Below are 20,266 nucleotides of genomic sequence, written 5' to 3'. Positions count from 1 at the left end.
CCGCCGCCAGGCCGACGTTCCGGCCGGCCTCCGGCAGTCGACCCGCCCACCAGAATCCGAGGCGTCGGCGGGGAGTTGCCGCATGAACGGCACATCGCGCCTGCCTCGGTGCCCGCATTCCCCGGACACCACCCCGTCCAGGACCGGCTCTCCGGAATCAGCGCACCGCGCGGCCGTCGGCGACCGGACGAAGCGGCTCCGGCGGGTGGTTGCTCCGGCATGTCCGAGCGTGATTCGACGCCTACGAGGACGTGGGAACTCCGAGGGGCCGGCACCCGTCCTTCACCGTCCTCGCCGTGTTTTCCGCGGCGGCGGGGGAGCGCTTGAGGCCTTCGAGCGCCAGCTGGGAGCACAGGGCGTCCAGGACCAGGTCGGGTCCCGGTGCCCGGTTCGCGTCGTGCGGTCAGCTCGTCGATGAGCGGCAGCAGTTCAGGAGCGGCTTTCATCCGCGGCTCGTCGACTGGGGTGGTGCGCAGGCCGAGCCGGTGGGGGTACCAGGCGTCGACGGCGTGGAATCGGCGGGTGGTCCCCGGTTCGGTGCGGCGGCGCAGGTGGAGCAGCAGTTCGGCGGGGCGGTCGACCAGTTCGCTGGTGATGGCGGCGATGCCGGACAGGTCTTCCAGGCTGACCGCTCGTTGACGTCCTGTTCTGCCCGATTGCCTGCGTGCGCGAACTCGTCTTGACCCGGCCGGGCGAACATCCGCTGCGCTGTGGGTTCAGGAGTATGCGCGTTCGGTTCACTTCTCACCCGTTCGGGCTGACACCGTCTGCGGTGTTCCACAGCCCGAAGGAGTAACGCGCATGACCAAGCCAGTGCTGGAACCCGCAGCGCGGGCGTTCGCCGACGCCACCGCCAACCCGCCCTACCTGTTCGACCTCGGCCCGACCAAGGGGCGCGCCGCCGTGGACGGGGTGCAGAGCCCCGAGGCCGCCGTGCCGGGCACGACGAAGGAGGCACTGGCCGACCCGGCCGTGACGATCTTCCGTCCCGCGGACGCCACCGGGCCGCTGCCGGTGGTGCTCTACGTCCACGGCGCGGGTTGGGTGTTCGGCAACAACCACACCCACGACCGGTTGGCCCGCGAGATCGCGCGGGGCGCCGGGGCGGCGGTGGTGTTCCCCGACTACAGCCTCTCGCCCGAGGCCCGCTACCCGGTCGCGCTCGGCGAGAACCACGCCGCGGCGCGGTGGGTGGTGGAGCACGGTGCCGAGCACGGGTTGGACGCGTCGCGGATCGCGGTGGCCGGCGACTCGGTCGGCGGGAACATGGCGATCGCGCTGACCCTGCTGGCCAAGGAGCGCGGCGACGTCCCGCTCCTGGGGCAGGTGCTGTTCTACCCGGTGACCGACGCGGCCTTCGACACGCCGTCGTACCACGAGTTCGCCGAAGGCTACTTCCTGCGCCGCGACGCCATGCAGTGGTTCTGGGACCAGTACACCACCGACGAAGCGCAGCGCGCCGAGATCACCGCCTCGCCGCTGCGGGCCACCACCGAGGAGCTGCGCGACCTGCCGCCGGCGCTGGTGATCACCGCCGAGGCCGACGTGCTGCGCGACGAGGGCGAGGCCTACGCGAACAAGCTGCGCGAGGCCGGCGTGCCGGTGACCGCGGTCCGCTACCAGGGCGTGATCCACGACTTCGTGATGCTCAACGCCCTGCGCGAGACCCACGCCGCCGAAGCAGCCATCGGCCAGGCCGTCGCGTTCCTGTCCACCGTCCTGAAGTCCCGCTGAAAGGGGGAGCCGCCATGTCCGAAGCGCACGACCGGGCCCGCATCGACGAGGTCAACGCCAGTGGCAGGCCGCCGGTGGTGTTCATCCACGGGCTGTGGCTGCTGCCCAGCAGCTGGGACCGGTGGGCCGCGGTCTTCGAGGCGGCCGGCTACGCGCCGATCGCGCCCGGCTGGCCCGACGACCCGGACACGGTCGCCGAGGCCAACGCCCACCCCGAGGTGTTCGCGGGCAAGAGCGTGGGCCAGGTCGCCGACCACTTCTGCGACCTGATCGGCCGGCTGTACCGCAAGCCCGCGGTGGTCGGCCACTCCTTCGGCGGGCTGATCACCCAGATCATGGCCGGCCGCGGCCTGTCCGCCGCGTCCGTGGCGATCGACCCGGCCCCGTTCCGGGGCGTGCTGCCGCTGCCGATCTCGTCGCTGCGGGCGGCCCGGCCGGTGCTGGGCAACCCGGCCAACTTCCACCGCGCGGTGCCGCTGACCTACGAGCAGTTCCGCTACTCCTTCGCCAACGCCGTCAGCGAGGACGAGGCCCGCCGGCTGTACGACGAGTTCGCCGTCCCCGCGCCGGGCGAGCCGCTGTTCCAGGCCGCCGCGGCCAACCTCAACCCGTGGACCGAGGTCAAGGTCGACACCGGCAACCCGGAGCGCGGTCCGCTGCTGCTGATCTCCGGCGAGAAGGACAACACCGTGCCGTGGGCGATCGTCGACGCCTCCTACCGCAAGCAGCAGGACAACCCCGGCGTCACCGAGATCGTGCAGATCCACGGCCGCGGGCACGCGCTGACCATCGACAGCGGGTGGCGCGAGGTCTGCGACACCGCGCTCGCCTTCGTCAAGCGCTTCCACTGACCGCCACGACCGCCGGCGCCCGCACCGGGCGCCGGCGGCCCATCCCCGGGGAGGAACCCCGATGAGCCGGCACACCGACCACGCGGCGCACGCCGGGTGGGGCACGGCGATCAGCGCCACCCTGCACTGCCTCACCGGCTGCGCCATCGGCGAAGTCCTCGGCATGACCATCGGCACCGCCACCGGCTTGAGCGACGTCGCCACCATCGCCCTGTCCGTCACGCTCGCCTTCGCCTTCGGCTACGCCCTCACCGCACGCCGCATCCGCCGTACCGGCCTGCCACTGCGCCAGGCGATCCGCATCGCCCTCGTCGCCGACACCCTCTCCATCGCCGTCATGGAACTGGTCGACAACCTCGCCCTCGTCTCCATCCCCGGCGCCATGGACGCCGGCATCACCAGTGCGGTGTTCTGGCTCTCACTCGCCGGTGCGCTCGCCATCGCGTTCGTCGTCACCGTGCCGGTGAACCGGTGGCTCATCTCCCGAGGCCGGGGTCACGCCGTCATGCCACGCGCCGCGCACCACTGACCGCCTCACCGGTGCCGCTGCCGCCACTCGCGCGGGGTGGTGCCGTACGCCTCGCGGAAGCGACGGCTGAAGTGCGTCGGTTGGGTGAAGCCCCAGTGGTGGGCGACGGTGGCGATGGTCAGGTGCGCGTTGGCGGGCGAGGTGAGCGCGGCGCGGGCACCTTCGAGTCGTTGGGTGATGATCCACTGTTCGAGGCTGATGCCCGCGCGTTCGAACACCTGGTGGAGACGGCGCACGGACACGTGGTGCACCCGCGCCAGGTGTCCGGGGTTGAGGTCGGGGCTGTCCAGGTGTTCGCGGGCGTAGGCCAGTACACGGGTGAGCAGGGTGTCGGCCAGGACCGGTCGGCTGACCGCGGGATTGCCCGCGGCGGAGACGAACAGGGCGCGGATCAGTTCCAGGGTCGCGTTGGCCAGGGCGGGCGCGCCGGGGTCGAAGGCCAATCGGTCGGCGTCGGTGTGCAGCGTGGCGAGGTGGCGGTGCACGAGGTCGTGCAGCGGGCTGGCCCGCAACCGGAACGTCGCCGCGCGGACCGTGTCGACGGGCAGGCCCAGCTGGTCGTGGGTGAAGATGATGGTCTTCGCCGCGCCGACGCCCGACCAGCTGTAGCCGTGGGGCCTGGTCAGGTCGTTGAGCAGCAGGTCACCGGCTCCGACCGCCTGCTGGTCGTCCCCGACCTCCAGCCGGCCCTCGCCGAGGGTCTGGATCGCCAGGCCGATCAGCGCACGGTCGTCCTGGCGGACGTGGTGACCCGTGCGCACCAGCCGGAACCCGGTGTTGTGCGAGGTGAACACCGCGAGACCACCCACCCGGGTGCCCTCCATGCGGCCGTACAGGCCCTCCGGCGGCTCCTCGTGCACGACGCGGTTCCCGGTGGAACCGCTGACCAGCGCCTCCCGGAACGCCTCCACCCGGTCACGGGCGGGCAGCACCGAGGTGTCCAGCAGCAACATGACCCACCGCCCAGCGTGCGACTCCCCGATGTGCGGCAAAGGCTATATGAATCGATGCCCGAAGCACATGCGCGAACCCTCCGGCACCACAAGACGGCCGCCCGAAAAGCCCGCTATCGAAGATCCGACGCGTCGACGCACCAGACGGAAACGCCCCTGAAACGAAAACGCCCACTGCCAGGTCACCACGATCGCCGCCGGACGACAGCGGCGTGACCGAACCCGGAAGGCCGAGTGCCTGAACCAGGGCGTCAACAGGCGTGCCGACGAGAGGTCCAACGGCGTCGACCCGGACGATGCCGCACTGGCACCGTGCCTCCGATCCCGCCATCCGCCTGCTCATCCACGCGGTACTTCGCGAACCCCACAGGTTCGCCCCGCACGTCGCACGCGCGCTCGACCGGACCGACACCGCCACGGCCCACCGGATCGTCGCCGCCTTCACCGAGCATTTCAGAACCCTGTTCCGCTGGCTGGAGGACAGCCTGAATCCTCCCTGACGCTGTCCGGTCGTCGTGCGGCTCTACAGGCAGAGTCATGACGACATTCGCGCGCGATGTCGCGACATGATCGACAGACTGTCTGATCTCAACGCTTGCAGATTGTTCCAAGCGCTCGTCGGGGAACGCTGGATCTGCCTGCAGTCCTCGAACCCTCTGCGTCAACCTGCGGAGGAGCAGTTCGAAGTTGTTCCACTTCACATCCTGCGTGGGCAACGCGTCGAGCTTGGGAGCCAGGACGACGGAAGTAACCTCCGTTGGGCGGCGCACAAGCAGAGTGTGCAGCCATCCGGCGGATTGCGCCACGATTCGCGATGTCGCTTCCGTCGAGCTGCGGGACGGTCACTCCGATTGCCCGCTTCAGGTTTGAACGCGTCCGACGGCTCTCATTCCACCTGTGGTGATCGACGGCTCGTCACGGCTGCTTCGCCCGACGGTTGCAGGACCAGGTCAGCGGCATCGCAGCACGAGGTCGCGCTCGACGACGATCCGGCCGCAACCCGGTGCAGGCTGCTGCACACTCCCGCCCAGGCCGCCGAGCCGTCGGCGGTGCGGGAGTCGTGGCTGCGGCGGATGGCGGGACGGCGAGAGGTCGCGTGCACGTTCGTGGGCAAGCATCTTCGGTTCTCCGACGCGGACCTGCGGTCGATCGTCCGACGCGGATCCCGTCCCCCTCGCCGGGACGACATGTCCGCACAAGGGACACGCGGTCCGTCTCCGCGACGCCGACAGGGCTGAACGCAGTTCGCTTGCGCTTCAACGGATATGGAGCGTCACTATTGCTCCGCTCCGTCCTCAAAGGATGGACCGGCTGCCCGACGGGTCGCTGTGCACCGAGAACGGGTTCGACACCCGCGAGCAAGCGGACAACCGGGTCCGGGACGTGGAGTCCGATCAACGACGGGGACGCTTCGTCGACCCCCGGCCGGCGCGGACCCGGTTCGGGGACCGGGTCTGCGAGTGGGTGCAGGCCCACGACGTCAGCGCGGTGACCTGGGCCACCCACGACTCGCACCTGCACAACCACATCCTGCCCCGTTTCACCGACACCGAACTGCGCGAGCTGTCGCGGATCCTGGCCGAAGCCGTCGACGAGGGCCTGATCGGTTCCAACCCCTGCCGCAAGCTCCGCCTCGCCACCGGCGACCAACCTGCCCGCCCTGCACGGCGACACCGCCAGCGGATCAACCCCGAGATGCACTTCCATGACCTGCGTCACACCCACAAGACGTGGTTGATCGAGGACGGGGTTCCCGAAGTCCTGCAGCACAAGCGGATCGATCACAAGTTCCGCGGTGTCATGGGCGTCTGCTCCCACGTGACCCAGCCCATGCCCGCCGGACCCCAGGCCCGCTGGGAGCAGGCCGGGAGCACTGCATCATGACCACTTTCGCAAATGCGGAGGTGGTCAAGATCGTCTGCTCCCCATTTGCTCCCCGCAACGATCAACGGCTCGTCGACATTGATCGTCGACGAGCCGTTGACCTGGTAGAACACACTGTGGGCGATACAGGGATCGAACCTGTGACCTCTTCGGCGTGAACGAAGCCTGGTCAAGGCTCCTAGCTGCGGAAACAGAATCGCGACAGGTGAAACGGGGCTGTCGGGAGCCGCTGGGCGCGGTTCGGTTCCGTTGAACACATCTGGCGGCTCCCATTTTGCTCCCATGGTCTGCTCCCGCAGTGATCCATATTGGCACTCTGTCGATTCGTCCAGTCGCAGTAGTGGAAACAGCCACTTACACTATTCGGATTTCACCTCTCACTTGGAATCCAGCTCCTGGTCAAGCTTCATGAAGCGGTTGGCGTACCGTTGCTTCTTCCACTATCGGAGGAGTGGTACATGGTTCGCGTTCGTCCCCATGTTCGTGGCGGTGTCCGGGTCAAGGGTCACACCCGCTCTGTCCCTACCCGCACGGGCGGCATGAGCGGCAGTCCGGACAACTCCATGGAAGCCTTTCCCTTCGTTCTTTTCGCTCTCGCTGTTGCCGCTGTTGTTGCTTCTCTGGGTGTCGGGCTCGGCACCGCCGCCGACTCCGACACCCTGTCTGCGACGAACTTCACTCACACTCGTCTAGATCACTCTCAGGGCGGCTCATGCGTAGAGTTGTCCTACGGTCAGGTCCACGACTACCTCATCGCCCATCCCTGCGCAGGACTTACCCGTTCCCTCTATGAGGTCACCCACGGCACGAGTGCCGCGCGCGTCGCCATGGCCTGGGTAACCATGCCGGACACCGTCCAGGCCATGGAACTCAAAAACCTCGTTGATCAACATCGGACCGGTAACATCACCGAATTGACCAGGGACGGGGTTGCTTTTACCGGACATCACTACGATTCTCACAACGACGGCTCTATCGTCATCATCGCTCAGGCCGAACGGGCTCCAGGCAGCACCCTGCCGGACAACCTCCTCAACGCTGCCGCGACCTGGGCCGTCACGCGCGCCCACTAAACCGAAGGGGACTAGTCTGCCGCTTGAGGGGCTTGATCTTGTTGTCGAGAAAAACCTCACTGTCGCAGTCACAGGTTGAGGCAGCCCAACCGCAGCACGGAGACCCGTTGTCCACGGTGGCCAACGGGCCTCCGGCATGCGTAGAGGCAGTCGCGCCGACCTGGTCAGGAAACGCCAACACTTCGACAGGCCGCGAAGTATCACCACACCCACTGAATCGGACGAATTGGGCACCGGCTGCGTGTCGCTTCCAGATCAGCCGCATCGCACTGCTATAAGCAGTGAGTCCGGCCTACCTCCCGTAGCGGCGCCGCACCGGCCCGCACCGGCGGATCACAATGGTCTTTGCCTGCCTGTCGGGGTTGACCGGAGCAACTTCCGGCCTACGGGACCCCCTCTTCGGCATCCCGCGCGGGGGCCACGACCGCTTGAGCCGCTTGCCGTTGGAGCAGGTCGCCCTGGTGTTCGTCACGGTTCTCCTCCTGGGATTTCTGGACAGTTCGCCGATCGGTACGGGATTGGACCGTGGCTTCCGACCAGCTCAGAGCGAAGCTTGGCATACCTACCGCCATCCGTACCGGCGGCAAGTATGGGTGAAGTATGGGTCGAGACTTCGAGCACCGGCGGCAGAATCTGGTCGTGCCAGTCGCCAGCCTGTTGGAACAGCAGTTCCCACCCGTAGGAGAAGTAGTGCGGATCCACTTGCTCGGGCAGTTCGCAGTGCACCGGGGCGAAGCAATCGTCGCCATCAGGCCTCGGCCCAGGGTCGTGCTCGTGGTCGCCGTGCTCTCGCCCAGTCAGGCAGCGCCGAACGCCCGGATCAGCAACGCTCTGTGGCCGCACGGACCTTCCAAGTCGGTGTCCGACGTGACCCGGGAACTGCGTGAAGTCCTGCCCGAAGTCAACCAGGTACTCCAGGTCCAGGGGAGGTGCATGCTGCAGCTCAACCCCGATGACGTCGACATCCTCCGGGCCAGGCGCAACGTGACCGCAGCCAAGCTCACGTCCGGGCGCGAGCGGCTGGATCTCCTCCGAGCCGCCGTGTCGGAATGGCAGGGACCGCCGCTGACAGGCCCGGAGTGGGACGGCTACGACCTGGACGCCGAACGGAAGCTGCTCGACAACGAGTGGCTGAACACCATCGTCGACTTCCTCTACGCCCTACAGGACTGCAAGGAGGATTCGGAATTCGACCGGGAGCTCCGAAAGGCGCTGGACCAGTGGCCAGGTGCACCCGCGCTGGTCACGCTCAAGGCGATGACCCTGATCAACGCGGGCAGACCGTCCGAGGCGGTGCAGTTCGTCCAGGATTGCATTCGTGATCACGGCGACGACTGCGGTCAACTGGAGGAGTTGATGAACGAGCTGACCCCACCCGGTTCCACCCGGCTCGAACCGGTCGTGCCGAACCAACTCCCCGGGCAGCACGTGGACCTGCACTGCCGTGGACCACTCGAGCAAGAACTGGACGACAGGCTACTCGGCGCAAACGAGCGCAGAGCCGCGGTCGTGGTGCTCCACGGCATGGCTGGGGTGGGCAAGTCGCAGCTCGCCAGGTCGTGGGCAGGTTCGAGGAACGCACACTTCGACGGTGGGACCCTCTACGCCGAGTTACGGGGATTCGGCCCCAAGGAAGCGGCCCGGCCTCAAGAGGTGCTCGAACAGTTCCTGATCGAATTGGGGGTGGCCTCGCCGGTCCGCACGCTGGACGGAATGATCTCCACCTTCCGCACGGCGACCGCAGGCAGAAACCTGCTCGTGGTCCTCGACAACGCCCGCGACGCCGACCAGGTCCGACCGCTGTTGCCTGGGATCGGCTGCACCGCCCTGGTCACCAGCAGGATGCGGCTCGACGGCCTCGTCGTGCACGAGGGAGCTGTCCAGTGCCTGGTCGAGCCGTTCGACGAGAACACTGCGTGTGACGTCCTCGCACGCCTCGCCCGTCTCCGGGCCGACAGCAACCCGCTGGTGGCGGACATCGCCCGCTTCACCGGCGGACTTGCCCTCGCGCTTGCGATCGTCGCCGCTGCGATCAGGACCCGGCCGGAGAACGACGGTGTGCTCCGGGGAATCCGCGACGGCTTGCGGGAGCAGCGGACCCGCCTGGACACGTTGAAGCTGGCCGGGGACGAGAACCTCGACATGCGTGCGGTCCTGTCGTACTCCTACGATCACCTGAGCGCCAACGCCAAGACCTTGCTCTGCCTCATCGCCCATCACCCTGGCCCGACCATCGGCTCGGCCGCAATCTCCGCCATCGCCGAACCCGACGTAAGGACCAGGATCGGCGAACTCTCCGCGCTGCACCTCCTCGAAGAACCCGAGTTCGAACGGTTCGGCGTCCATGACCTGGTCCGAACATTCGCGCTGGAGCAGGTCGACACGCTGGACAGCCAGGCGCGGGAGCAGGCCAGTCAACGACTGCTGAGCCACCTGCTGCAGAACGCATGGACCTGTGACCAGGTGCTAGTACCCGGTCGGAGGCTGCAGGTCGGCGTTTCCACCGACCTGCCCGTCGTCCGAGTCGCCACGATCGACCAGGCGACCCGGTGGTTCGAGCAGGAGCAGGCAACGATCAGCAGAGCCGTCGACCACGCCGTCGAGATCGGCGACGACCACCACACCTGGCTGCTCTCGACTGTCTTTGCCAGCTATCTGTGGCACCGCAACCACTACCACGAGGCGGAACGCATCCTGGAACACGCGGGAAAGGCGGTGGAGCGGCTGCGCGGGGAAGGTGGTGAGAGCGTCGTACCGACAGCCGCGGACGAAGCCTTCGTGTACAGACTTTTGGCTGGCTCCCGTCGGGGGATGCGGTCCCCCAAGGCTCAGGGAGCTCAGGCCAGGGCCCTCCACCTGAGCCGGGACGCGGGTGACCGCTACGGGGTGGCCTACGGGCACATCGGGTTGGCGGTGCTGCGAGCCGAGGAGAACGACTTCGCCGGTGCGGCGTCCGAGTACCGATTGGCTTTGGAAGTCTTCCGCGAGCTCGGCGAGCGGCTGGGCGAGGCGGATGCCCTCTCCGGTCTGGCGATGATGCTCGTCGACCTCGGTCGGCTCACCGAGGCCGACGAGCACGTGACGGCGGCGCTGGCGATCTATCAACAGGTCCTCGACGTCAATGCCCGGGCCAACGCCATGGTGATCCTGGGAAGAGTGCACGCTGCGGAAGGCAACCTCGGTCGCGCCGCAGCTGTGTTCGACACGGCCGTCACCGAGTATCGGAAGCTGGACCGGGCCAACCGCGAGGCTCCGACCCAGGTGCGCCTGGCCGAAGTCCTTCTCGCGGATCACCGGACGATCGAAGGACGGGCCGCTCTCGAACGTGCGCGTGAGCTCTACTCGGCACTGGCGGACGAGAAGGGCCTTGCCGAGGTCGAAGACCTCACGACGACATGGGGGCACGCTCCTGACGCTGGATCCGCTCCCACCACCAACGCACCGGGTCGTGGCTCAGCCGAGGCGGAGCAGGAGAGGACGCGTCCGGCAGAACGACACTGAGCTCATCACGGACCTCAGCCGCCGTGGGCCGATTCACCGGTTCCCATTCGAGCATCGCAACACAGATCCGTCGCACAACAGGATCGACGTTTACGAGCTTGCCGATCGGGAGCCGGCGACGAACCATCGCGTAACCGGTCTTGTTGAGGAATGGGAACTCCATGGTCAACATGCGGAACAGCAAGCACCCTGCGGAAAAGATGTCGAGGCTGGTTTCGGCGACTCCGCAGGAGGTGGATTCCGGGGCGAGGTAACCAAAAGTACCCGCAGGTACCTCGGGAACTTCGCCGGAAGGTGCGGAACTTCCCAGGTCGATCAGCGTGACCACGCCGCCCCGGGAGATCAACGCGTTCTCCAGCTTGATGTCCCGGTGGACGAAGCCGCGTGAGTGAACCTGGTGGAGGACAGTGCACAACTGCACGAGCACCGCGGCCGAGCGAACCGAGGAGACGGGCTGCGCCCGGCGCGCGAATTCGCCGAGGTCGAACCCGTCGATACGATCCATGACGAAGTAAGCGCGCCCAAGATGATTGCCGGACTTGAGGGGGATCACGACACCGCTGATTCCGCCGAGCGAAGTTCCCAGTGCGATCTCCTGGCGGACATCCTTGCGATAGAGAGCATAGGCATTGGTGGACTCCAGGTACCGGGGTTGCTGGATCTTAAGGGCCAGGACGGCACCTGATCGCAGATCCAGAACCTCATACACCTCCCCGCCGGAGCCTTCTCCTAGTTCGGAGCGCACCTGGTAGCGCTTGCCGATTACATGACCTGACGTGAACAAGGTGAATGCTCCGTTTCCGAATAGTGCTCTCAGTGCGCGAACCCTACTCGAAAGGTGTGCACATGACTGGGTGGCAGCCACCTGACGGCGTGTCAGGCGACTACTCCGCTATCAAGGTCTCCGTAGGTATGCTAGGGTCACCGCGCTTTCGTTGCCCCGCCCGTGACGCGATGGCGGCGCGGCAAGGGTTGCGCGCCGAAACGTTGGTGCGCCGGAAGCCCGAGTACCTCGAAGACTTTGCGAACGGCCCCTTCATGCGGGCGGTGGACCTGATCGAGTTCCACCGGAAGCCGGTGGACCGGGCGCTGCGGACGGCCTGTGCGTCGACGGTGCCTGGCCGAGTGGTCCATGCATCCGTCGAACAATGGGCCGCGCACGGGGTCTTCGGGTACCTGCAAGCCTTCGCCGACGACTCCAAGGTGGTACCGGCCACTAAGAACTGGCGCTACTTCCGGGAATGGAGCGTCCCCGACCAGCGGGGTGCCAAGCGGTACGCGATCTCGGTATGGGGACGCTGCTACACCTCAGAGGACTACCGCCTTCGTGAACTCCGACTGCTCACCAACCGGGCGGACGGGCGGACGAGGACGGAGGCGGAAGTCGCCGTCGCGGCCTTGGTCCTCGCTTCGTCGCTGCCCCAGCCACTCCCAGAACGCGTCCGAATCCGGCAGTTCGCATTGCTCGATGGCACGACGACCACCTTGTTCGACGGTTCGAGGCAGGCCGCACTCGACCTCTACGACGTGGCAGGCAAGCCCGCGCTGGCAGGAATCGTAGACGCACCCGGCGGCCTCGACTACCGACCTGGGTCGGCCTGCGCGGACTGCCCGTTCGCGGCGGTGTGTCCTGCCCTGCCGCGCAGCGCGGGCGTGCTCGGTGTGCAGGACGACAGCAGACCACGGCGCACGTGGTCCCCAACTACCAGCCGCTCCTACCGGCGCTGTCCAGCGCAGGAGTTCTCCCGCAGGCAGCGGCTACCGCTGGACCAGTCCATCGAACGAGGGCAATCCGCCGAGCGCGGTCGGGCTGTGCACCGGTATCTGGAAAAGCTTCACAGCGCCGGAACAGCAGTACCTTGCGATTCCCGGATTCCGGACAACTGGGTTCCCGGCGGGTTCGACCTAACTGACGGAGAACGCGAACTGGGCGCGGAGTTGCTCAGGCACCACGCCGAGGTGTGCCCCCTCACGCTCGCATCGTCGCCTGCCGACGTGCGGGTGGAGCCGGACATCGTGTTCCACGACACTGACGCGGACACGGTGGTGTTGGCGAAGCCGGACCTTCTCTATCGCGACCGGGATGGGTGGGTGTGGCGCGAGGTCAAGACCTCGACGTCGACCATGAGGCAGTCCCGGTGGTTCGACTACTACCCGCAACTGGCGCTGGCCGTGGTCCTCGCGGCGCGTGGCGATCTCGGGCCGGGTCGCAACAGGGTCGAGCTCGAAGTGCTACGACCATCCGGAGTGGACCTCGTTATGTTCGACCCGGACACCCCACGGGTCCTGACGGAGGCGGGTTCCTCGCTGCGGAAGCATTTCCGCCCTTGGCACCTGGACGACCGATTCGCGCCGAAACCCGGCGACCACTGCCGTTCCTGTGAGGTCTCGCGCTGGTGCACCGCAGCTTATGGAGGAAGAGCCAGCAATGATTGAGCCCACGACCGACGCCACCGGCTTGCTCACACAGATCGCCCGCGGTGTGGTTGCGTTGTCCGAACACAGTGATCGCGGCGGCTCAACGCCTCCGCCCTACCCACACGAGACGCAGAGCGCCCTTGATCAACTGGTGTTGTGGGCACTGCGGGAGAACCGCATCCCGCCAACCGGTGTTCCGGATCTCGTCTACTGGTGCACCGGATGGACTCTCGCCCGCTGGGCGGCGATGGGCATCGGCGGAATCACCGAACCCACCCAACGTCTCGTACATGGGGTCGCACGGTCACCCTCACGAGCATGCATGGAGATCACTGGTCAGGCGGAGTTCGCTGATCGCCTGTTCGCCACAACCGTCGCCGAACTCGACGCTGCTGGTGTTGCTCGCGCGAGGTCGTTCCTACAGCGCAATGTGGTGATGAGCAATACCGGGCACCGCGATCTCATGAACTTCGACCCGAGGTCGATAGCGGTGGTCAAGGCCGTCCGCCACCTTTACGAGCCCGTGCCAACCCGATTGATCTCGGCAGGCGAGATCGCCCTGTGCCCGACCTGTCGACTCCCGGCCCTGGCCGCCGAACTCCCCGAGCACGGCACCATTTGGTGTGAAGCCGAAGTCTGCCCGCGCGACAAGCCGGTGACGGACAGTCCGAGAGCAACGGATGTCATACTGCTACACCGGGCACTACGGCTGTTCCTAGCACTTCCCGGTCTGGTGGAACAGAGTTGCCTCGAACGGCTGCGAGACACAGGCACGCTCCTGTCGCAGCGCGCCACCGGCACCTACACGGGCCTTCTCGACGGAACCGATGTCGTGTTCCGCTTCTACGACCGCACCTGCGCCACCCTCTTGGCCGGGCAGGTGGTGAGGGACCAGGTCACCGTCGCGGTGCTCCCGGCCAACACACTCGACCACGGGTTCCGTCGGGCCTTCGAGAACTCCCTGCCCGAGGACACGGAGATCAGCTTGCTCTCGGACGAGGAACTCGTCCTCCGGAAGACCACGAAGGAGAAGGCTGATGCGAAGCGGTAGGAGCATCCTCAAGCCCTTGATCGACGAACTGCGGGAAAAGGGCGGGCTCCGGCTCAAGGACGCCGAGCGCCTGTGCGAAGTCGAACTCGGGTTGTACCTGCTCTTGAAGATCGCGCCCACCGAGCCAGCGGTCAGCGCCTGGACGCTGTTCAGCGGTTACCCGTACGCGGCGACGCGCGGCCTGACCGCGTTGCCGGGTGTGGCGGAGGCGGTGCGATCGGGACGGTTCACCCTGTGGACGCTGTCCAGGCGGAGCTCCTGGCTCGAAGCCATCCAGCACTACCGGAACCTGAACACAAGCGTGCGAGCGTTCAGCATTCCCTTCAACGAGGAAGTCGCAACAGTGCGGCCCACGACAGGGATCGGCGACGATCGCTGGGCTGTCTACGGCGCGTTGCTCGATAACGCACCGCCGTTTGAGGGTGAACCGCCCACCTTCGCCACCGAAGGTGTGCATCGCTTCCCTGTCGGCAGGAGCAATCGCAAAGTGGTCCTGCCGGACATGTCGGCGTTCGACCGCCCCAACGGTCACGATCTGCACCGCAAGCAGGTCAATAGAGGGAAGTCGATCGAGATCCTCTGGGAGGATCTCGAAGCAACGGCCGAGACGATGGACGACCTTGAAGAGGTCTGGATCGCCGACGAGGCCAAGCGCGGCAGATGGGTGGAACGCCTCGGCGAGGTGGAGTTGTTCCTGCCCTCGGGGAAGAGCTTCCGCAAGCGGAGGCCGCACCAGAAGTTCACCATTGATCGGATTCAGCACCTGCTCGGCATAGTCGGTGCGGGGAAGAGCACCCTTCGCGATATCCTGACCATCCACCTGATCAACCTGGGCATGCGCGTCACAGTGGTGGTCGGCGATGTCGCCGACGTGTTGAAGCTCGTCCGGCTGTACAAGCTCCACACTGGCGGCTCGGCAGCCCCCGTTCTGGGCGCGAACGGGAAGGACCGCCACGCACGGCGGCTCCACCGCAGGTCAACCGGACGGGGGAAGCAGAACCTACTTGCACACGACGATCAGGGATTCGAATACCTAAGCACTTCGTGTGCGCTCAACGCCTTGCTGGACAACGACGAAGAACCATTGGCGTTTAACCAGGCTCCCTGCACCCAGCTCCAGGCGAGGGGGAAGACTGACGAGGACGCTTCGCGCACCACCTGGCTGCGAGGCAAGCGCGTGTGCCCTTGCTGGGCGAGGTGTCCTCGCCACCGGAGTTCTCACGAGCTCGTGGAGGCCGCCGCGTGGGTGGCCACACCAGCGGGGCTCGTCGATGCCCGGGTTCCATGGCCCCAGAACGGCGAACGAGTGCGCTATTTGGAACTGGCGTGCAGGCGCAGCGACCTGGTCATCGTGGATGAAGCAGACCGGGTGCAGATGAACCTCGACGCGCTCTTCGCGCCGGCCGCGCCGCTGATCGGAGTCGGGGAAAGTCGGTCGCTCTGGGATGACCTGATGAAGCACAAGACCAACCAACTCCAGGAAGGCGAGCGCACACAGCTGTCCAATTCGGACGTCCAGAAATGGACAGCTGCCGTCAACTCGATTACCACCGCCACCGATCGCCTCTACGCGATGCTCGTGGGCAGCGAGGAGTTGAGGGAATGGGTGCGGGTCGGTTACTTCAGCTCGTGGACTCTGCAACTCCGGCTGATCGAGGAGCGCTATCCCGCGATGGCCAGGGCTGAAGGGAACCCGGTCGACCGCCTCACCCGGCTGCTCGACGAACTGAGGGACAACCCGTTCGGCGACCGACGACGCGCCGAGGTGCCGCGGCTCATCGCACTGATCGCCGAGCTGCTGCACACCCAAGACGAGGCCTACACCCGCGAGAAGCTTCGGGACGAGACGGTGCGGATCTTCGACCTCTCCCCCGAGGTGGAGCGCCGGCGAAGACTGGACGCAACGTGTGGTCAGCAGTCGGCGCGGAAGGGTAAGCAGAAGCGGCCGAAGCAACCACCGGACGCTGAAACCTGGATGAAGCTGATGGTGGAGCGGTTCGAGTTCACGTTGCTGCTGTGTGCGCTGGAACCGAAGTTGGCGCTGATGAACGCGATGTGGCCACGGGTGGAGTCGGTGCTCAAGCTTGACTTCAACGAGATGTATCAACGGCCGCGCGACTACGGTCCGATGGTCCCGGAGTCGCCGATGGGCAATCTGCTGGGCTTTCAGTTCATCCCGCACGGGCGCGCCGACGAGAGCGTGCAGAGCGGCGAGCTGCGGTACTTCCGGTGCAGCGGGGTCGGGCGGGAACTGCTCCGACGTATACCGGAGATTCCGGAGGCCGACGGACACCCGCCGACCAACCTCCTGTTGATGTCCGGCAGCAGCTGGGCGGGCACCTCCAGCCGGTACCACATCCAGGTACCGGTGGGATTGATCATCAAACCTCCGGCGGCGAAGGTCAGGGCAGTCGCGCGTGGCACCCACATGCGCGTGGAACTGCTGAAGGACAACAACGGCGTGCCGCTCAAGGTATCGGGAGCTGGCGTGCTGCAACGACCTGACGTCCTCCGCCGGATGGCGGTGAAGCTCGGTGAGGAGGACCACGGCGGTAGCAGACTCCAGCGCGAGCTCCGCTCGCTGCCCGAGAACCGGCGGCGGATCCTGCTACTGGTCGGTTCCTACGAGGAGGCCGCGCTCGTCGCGGACACCCTGCATACCCTGGCCCCTCGCTGGCGGGGACAGGTGGTCCGCCTCGTCTCCGACGACTACGAGACGACCGACGACCCCAAGGGCGACGACAATCGCGCGCCTATCCTGCGTCGTGGCGACGTCGACACCCTATTCGAGACATCGGCCCAGATCCTCGTGGCGCCACTGCTCGCCGTCGAGCGCGGGCACAACATCCTGAACGAGGACCAGGTGGCGGCCATCGGCACGGTCTACTTCCTCGCCCGGCCGAATCCGCGCCCTGACGACCTGATGCTCGCTGTGCACACCGTTAACGACTGGATCCTGCGGTTCGTCGCGGAGCCGACCGGCTTCGCGGAGGTGCTGCGCAACGCGACCAGTCTCGCCGAGGGGGCGGCCGAGGTTCGCGCGCTGGGCAGGAAGGAGTGGTACAGGGCGCTCGCCCGGCCCCTGGCCTGGAGCCGCCTCGGTACGCGGTTGGACCCGGTGACCTGGGACCTGCTCGTCCTCACCTGGCAGGTCATCGGACGCCTGGTGCGCGGTGGGGTGCCCGCCAGGGTGGTGTTCGTCGACGCGGCGTTCGTCCCGATGCACGCCGAGAAGCGAACGGCGGAAGAGACGCGTGAGACGAGTCTCCTGGTCAACATCCACCACGTGCTCGACCAGTACCTCCATCCGGGCAGCACCCACCGCGCCGACGAGCGCTTCATCGTCAAAGCCCTCTACCAGCCGCTGTGGGCCGCGCTGGGCGCGTGCCTCGGCTCCCTCACCGACTAGGAGGCACCATGTACAACCAGATCAGGACCTGCGCGTTCGAGCACGATCCTTCACGTGGCCCGTGGGTTGAACAATTCCACGTGGCGAAGTTCACCGAGCAATGGCAGACCGAGCTAACAGACCTGTACGCCCTCGGCTGGCGCAGCCCGGAAGTTATGGTCGGTCTGCCGGTCAGGCGCCTGAACCAGGTGTTGCGCGCCGTAGCCCCTGGAGTGCTGGCGACCGGTCGCGGCGCGGCGGCCGATTCGTCGGTCCCCTGGATCTACACCGACGGCGAGGTGCCCGCCGAGGTTGTGCGGGCGGCGTTCCTGACCTGGGTGGTGTCACTGCGACCCGAGCCCGAGCACCAAGCCGCGCTTGACAGGGTGCTCAACTCGATCAGCGGTACCGCCATCGAGTTGCTTCCAGTGCAAGTGGACCTCACCTCGGTTGACCTGTCCGCGGGAGGAACCGCGCTACCACCAAGGAGGCTGTACTCCCTGCTGCCCGAACTGGTCGCAACGCGCTTGGCGCAGCGGTCGTTCCGCGCTCGGGAGTCGGACGTGGAAACCCGGTTCCGGGTGGTCAATCGCGATCAGGGAACCGAACTCGTGGCGTGGCCCCCGAGATCCACCCCGTGGGACGGAGGTGGGCACTTCTACTCAGCGGTTGTCAGGGTCACCTGTCACACCGTCCCGTTCACCACCAGTCTGCGGGTGCATGTCTCCACGGGGATCCGACGGTGGATTGCGGGGGATCGGTTGTTCCTGCCCCGCCAACGATCCGCGACCGCACTCGTGGACACCCAGTTGCCCTGGGGAGACGGCGGATCTGCAGCTCGGAGCCGATTGTCGGTCAACAGCATCCGCTACGACGCGCGGCAGGGGCGGGTGGTCTGGGGCCGCAACAGCCCCGTCGGGCTGCTCGGCGACCTCGACGTCATCGGCAGCTACCCAAAGGCCGAGGAGGTGGTCTCCTCCCCGAAAGCATGGCTGACGGGCAGGGAGGGTAAGGCAGTGGGCATCGTGTACAGCACGGCGTTGGAGATGGCCCACGCCGTCGGCACGGGACTGATGCCTGACGAGCGCGCGGAACTCGACGAGTGGGTTGCCGAAGGACTGGAGCCCCTGCTGCGGCGGGTGCCGGATCTGGTCCGGGTTCCTCGTGTGAGGAACAAGCCCGCGCTGCTGCCGACGGCACCGAAGACCAAGCCCGAGCAGCGGGAGAAGTTCGACCGGCAGGTTGAGGCGAATCGGCGGCGTGGATTGCGGGTCGCGTTGGCCGGTGATCCGCTGCATGTGGATGTCGTGACGATCTTTTCCGAGTCGGCAGACCGGATTCTGCGCGAGTTCGCCCGCCAGCTCGGCTGCCCCGAGGAACAGGTCACCACCGAGGTGCGACAGCGGTGGTTCTTCGAAGGGCTGGAAGTACGCCTCACCGTATCGTCCCTCGGTGATCTCGCACGCAAAGTCGATGTTCCGAAGCCCGGAACACCGCAGCGTCCCGCGGCCGCGCTGGAAGCTCACCGGGCGCGACGGCTGGCGGCCGGCGCGGCCTTCCCTCGGCTCGACGCCCCCGCCATCGCCCTGGTCGAACTACCCGGCGGCGACCGCTTCACCGAGGCGGACTCCGATCCGAAGTCGGCGCTACGGCTCGGTTTCGCCGACAGCGGGCGCCTCACGCAGTTCATCCGCCCCCTACCTGGTTCGGGTGATGACGTCGATCAACGAGTGCGGTCGGCATGCCTCGACGCATTCCGGCAGCTCGGTGTCCTCACTTCCGCCGAGCCCCGCACGAGATCACCACTGCCGACAGGCTTGCAGTACGTTGGTCTGTGGGTCGTCCGAGGAGCGCAGGGCAGGCGCCTCGTGGCGGTCCGGGTCCGACCCGGTGAAGAGGTGCAGCAGGTCACTGCATGGGACGACAGAGCCAAGGACTGGGTTCCCTACTGGCGTTTCCTGTCGACCTCGGCGACCGCAGATGCGTCGTTCCGCGCCAAGGGCCGGCGGAATGCGGAGGATGATCGGCTGGACGTGGAGCGGCGGATCAGGTCAATCCTGTACCAGTGCCGGAGCCGTCCAACGTTGCTGTTGGTCAACAGCGGAAACCTCCGCGAGTCCTGGCCGTCGTTGGCCAATGGCTCTCTTATGAGGGACCACCTGGGTTTCACCGGCATCCAGGACCAGCGAGTGGGAGCATACGGCGAGGAACTCCGAGTGGTTCTGGTACGTGACCGGAACAGCCGGGAGGAGGTGCCACAGTGGTACGCACCCACCCCTGAGGGGAAACCCGCAGGCTTTGCCAGCGGACTATGGTGCCCTAGAGACGAGGCAAGTGACAACCGGGTCTTCGCGAGCACCGCAAACCTTCCCCGCAGCTTCCCGAAGACCCCGAGAGGCCTCAGGAAGCTCGGCGACGATGTGTCCTCGCAATATGGCGCGACCATCTCGGCGTGGAACCCGCAGTACCTTGAGATCACTTCGCTGTGTGTTGCATCGGGTGATGCAGGCTCGCCGGACAGTGCGGCTAAGTGGGCATCGGTCACCCATCAACAGCGCTTCCACGATGAGTACGACCCGCTGGCCCAGCCCTTCCCCGTACATCTGGCCAAGAAGGCAGGAGAGTACTGCATCTCTACCGAGTCGACCGAAGACGAGGTGGAGTAGTCGAGCCTGGGGAGAGCGAGCCACCGCGAGGAACCAGCTCGCCCTTGCCAGGCTACTGAAATTTTCAGTTCAGGGTGACGTCATGGCGGTGTGGTGATGAATCCGGTGTACGACGAGGCCGTTGAGCAGGTCGGGCGATATTGCAGACGTATGAGGTGGGTGCGGACCAGGGTGGCCAGGTCGTCGATGTCGCAGGGGACGATGTTGGCCAGGCTGTG

The 20,266-nt window shown here is 66.6% G+C and carries 13 protein-coding genes and 1 tRNA gene; 11 read left to right on the top strand and 3 right to left on the bottom strand.

The features are described 5' to 3' along the window. The first annotated feature begins 801 nt into the window (after positions 1–801). The 3 genes from ABD223_RS24070 to ABD223_RS24060 all read left to right on the top strand — a co-directional run bounded on the left by ABD223_RS24070 (position 802) and on the right by ABD223_RS24060 (position 3,114). Positions 802–1,734 carry an alpha/beta hydrolase gene (locus ABD223_RS24070; protein WP_344038689.1) on the top strand — a complete coding sequence of 311 codons (933 nt, stop codon included), beginning with the start codon at positions 802–804 and terminating at the stop codon, positions 1,732–1,734. Between the two features lie 14 nt (positions 1,735–1,748). Next, the gene (locus ABD223_RS24065) at positions 1,749–2,585 is read left to right on the top strand and encodes an alpha/beta hydrolase (protein WP_344038688.1); all 837 of its coding nucleotides are present in this window, start codon (positions 1,749–1,751) and stop codon (positions 2,583–2,585) included. A gap of 61 nt (positions 2,586–2,646) precedes the next feature. Continuing rightward, positions 2,647–3,114: a DUF4396 domain-containing protein gene (locus ABD223_RS24060; RefSeq protein WP_344038687.1), complete on the top strand. Its 468-nt coding sequence runs from the start codon at positions 2,647–2,649 to the stop codon at positions 3,112–3,114. Positions 3,115–3,119: 5 nt separating this feature from the next. Here the strand turns inward: ABD223_RS24060 and ABD223_RS24055 are convergent, their stop codons facing one another. After that, positions 3,120–4,067 carry a helix-turn-helix domain-containing protein gene (locus ABD223_RS24055; protein ID WP_344038686.1) on the bottom strand — a complete coding sequence of 316 codons (948 nt, stop codon included), beginning with the start codon at positions 4,065–4,067 and terminating at the stop codon, positions 3,120–3,122. Between the two features lie 296 nt (positions 4,068–4,363). On the opposite strand from ABD223_RS24055, the gene ABD223_RS24050 reads away from it, so the two are divergent. Together ABD223_RS24050 and ABD223_RS24045 are read left to right on the top strand one after the other, a co-directional pair. Then, a complete protein-coding gene (locus ABD223_RS24050; protein WP_344038685.1) occupies positions 4,364–4,567 on the top strand; it encodes a hypothetical protein in 204 nt (67 codons plus the stop codon). Between the two features lie 802 nt (positions 4,568–5,369). Then, positions 5,370–5,951: a site-specific integrase gene (locus ABD223_RS24045; protein ID WP_344038684.1), complete on the top strand. Its 582-nt coding sequence runs from the start codon at positions 5,370–5,372 to the stop codon at positions 5,949–5,951. Positions 5,952–6,068: 117 nt separating this feature from the next. Here the strand turns inward: ABD223_RS24045 and ABD223_RS24040 are convergent. Next, a tRNA-Val gene (locus ABD223_RS24040) sits at positions 6,069–6,151 on the bottom strand. A gap of 258 nt (positions 6,152–6,409) precedes the next feature. On the opposite strand from ABD223_RS24040, the gene ABD223_RS24035 reads away from it, so the two are divergent. Then, entirely contained in the window at positions 6,410–7,024 is a 615-nt protein-coding gene (locus ABD223_RS24035; RefSeq protein WP_344038683.1) for a hypothetical protein, read from the top strand. 774 nt (positions 7,025–7,798) lie between these two features. Continuing rightward, positions 7,799–10,525, top strand: coding sequence for a tetratricopeptide repeat protein (locus tag ABD223_RS24030; protein ID WP_344038682.1), 2,727 nt, complete (start codon positions 7,799–7,801; stop codon positions 10,523–10,525). On the opposite strand, the gene ABD223_RS24025 is transcribed toward ABD223_RS24030, so the two are convergent. Then, positions 10,410–11,309, bottom strand: coding sequence for a serine/threonine protein kinase (locus tag ABD223_RS24025; RefSeq protein WP_344038681.1), 900 nt, complete (start codon positions 11,307–11,309; stop codon positions 10,410–10,412). The genes ABD223_RS24030 and ABD223_RS24025 overlap by 116 nt on opposite strands. A gap of 170 nt (positions 11,310–11,479) precedes the next feature. Here ABD223_RS24025 and ABD223_RS24020 point away from each other — a divergent pair, with 170 nt between their 5' ends. From ABD223_RS24020 to ABD223_RS24005, 4 genes are read left to right on the top strand one after another with little or no spacing between them, the layout of a single operon-like run. After that, a complete protein-coding gene (locus tag ABD223_RS24020) occupies positions 11,480–12,961 on the top strand; it encodes a PD-(D/E)XK nuclease family protein (RefSeq protein ID WP_344038679.1) in 1,482 nt (493 codons plus the stop codon). Then, positions 12,954–13,994 (top strand): pPIWI_RE_Y domain-containing protein, encoded by a 1,041-nt coding sequence (locus ABD223_RS24015; protein ID WP_344038677.1) that lies wholly within the window; start codon positions 12,954–12,956, stop codon positions 13,992–13,994. Before ABD223_RS24020 ends, ABD223_RS24015 begins: the two co-directional genes overlap by 8 nt. Before the next feature lie 16 nt (positions 13,995–14,010). Further along, a complete protein-coding gene (locus ABD223_RS24010; RefSeq protein WP_344038676.1) occupies positions 14,011–17,403 on the top strand; it encodes a pPIWI_RE_Z domain-containing protein in 3,393 nt (1,130 codons plus the stop codon). 8 nt (positions 17,404–17,411) lie between these two features. Beyond that, the gene (locus tag ABD223_RS24005; protein ID WP_344038675.1) at positions 17,412–20,048 is read left to right on the top strand and encodes a pPIWI_RE module domain-containing protein; all 2,637 of its coding nucleotides are present in this window, start codon (positions 17,412–17,414) and stop codon (positions 20,046–20,048) included. The last annotated feature ends 218 nt before the right edge of the window (positions 20,049–20,266 follow it).

This window comes from Saccharothrix xinjiangensis, assembly GCF_039527585.1.
GTDB lineage: Bacteria > Actinomycetota > Actinomycetes > Mycobacteriales > Pseudonocardiaceae > Actinosynnema > Actinosynnema xinjiangensis.
Note: the sequence above shows the minus strand (reverse complement) of the source record. Positions and strands in the feature narration are given on the sequence as shown.

Excerpts from the sequence above, each read along its gene's own strand:
- ABD223_RS24070 (WP_344038689.1), top strand. The coding sequence starts at position 802 with ATGACCAAGCCAGTGCTGGAACCCGCAGCGCGGGCGTTCGCCGACGCC.
- ABD223_RS24065 (WP_344038688.1), top strand. The coding sequence starts at position 1,749 with ATGTCCGAAGCGCACGACCGGGCCCGCATCGACGAGGTCAACGCCAGT.
- ABD223_RS24060 (WP_344038687.1), top strand. The coding sequence starts at position 2,647 with ATGAGCCGGCACACCGACCACGCGGCGCACGCCGGGTGGGGCACGGCG.
- ABD223_RS24055 (WP_344038686.1), bottom strand. The coding sequence starts at position 4,067 with ATGTTGCTGCTGGACACCTCGGTGCTGCCCGCCCGTGACCGGGTGGAG.
- ABD223_RS24050 (WP_344038685.1), top strand. The coding sequence starts at position 4,364 with ATGCCGCACTGGCACCGTGCCTCCGATCCCGCCATCCGCCTGCTCATC.
- ABD223_RS24045 (WP_344038684.1), top strand. The coding sequence starts at position 5,370 with ATGGACCGGCTGCCCGACGGGTCGCTGTGCACCGAGAACGGGTTCGAC.
- ABD223_RS24035 (WP_344038683.1), top strand. The coding sequence starts at position 6,410 with ATGGTTCGCGTTCGTCCCCATGTTCGTGGCGGTGTCCGGGTCAAGGGT.
- ABD223_RS24020 (WP_344038679.1), top strand. The coding sequence starts at position 11,480 with ATGGCGGCGCGGCAAGGGTTGCGCGCCGAAACGTTGGTGCGCCGGAAG.
- ABD223_RS24015 (WP_344038677.1), top strand. The coding sequence starts at position 12,954 with ATGATTGAGCCCACGACCGACGCCACCGGCTTGCTCACACAGATCGCC.
- ABD223_RS24005 (WP_344038675.1), top strand. The coding sequence starts at position 17,412 with ATGTACAACCAGATCAGGACCTGCGCGTTCGAGCACGATCCTTCACGT.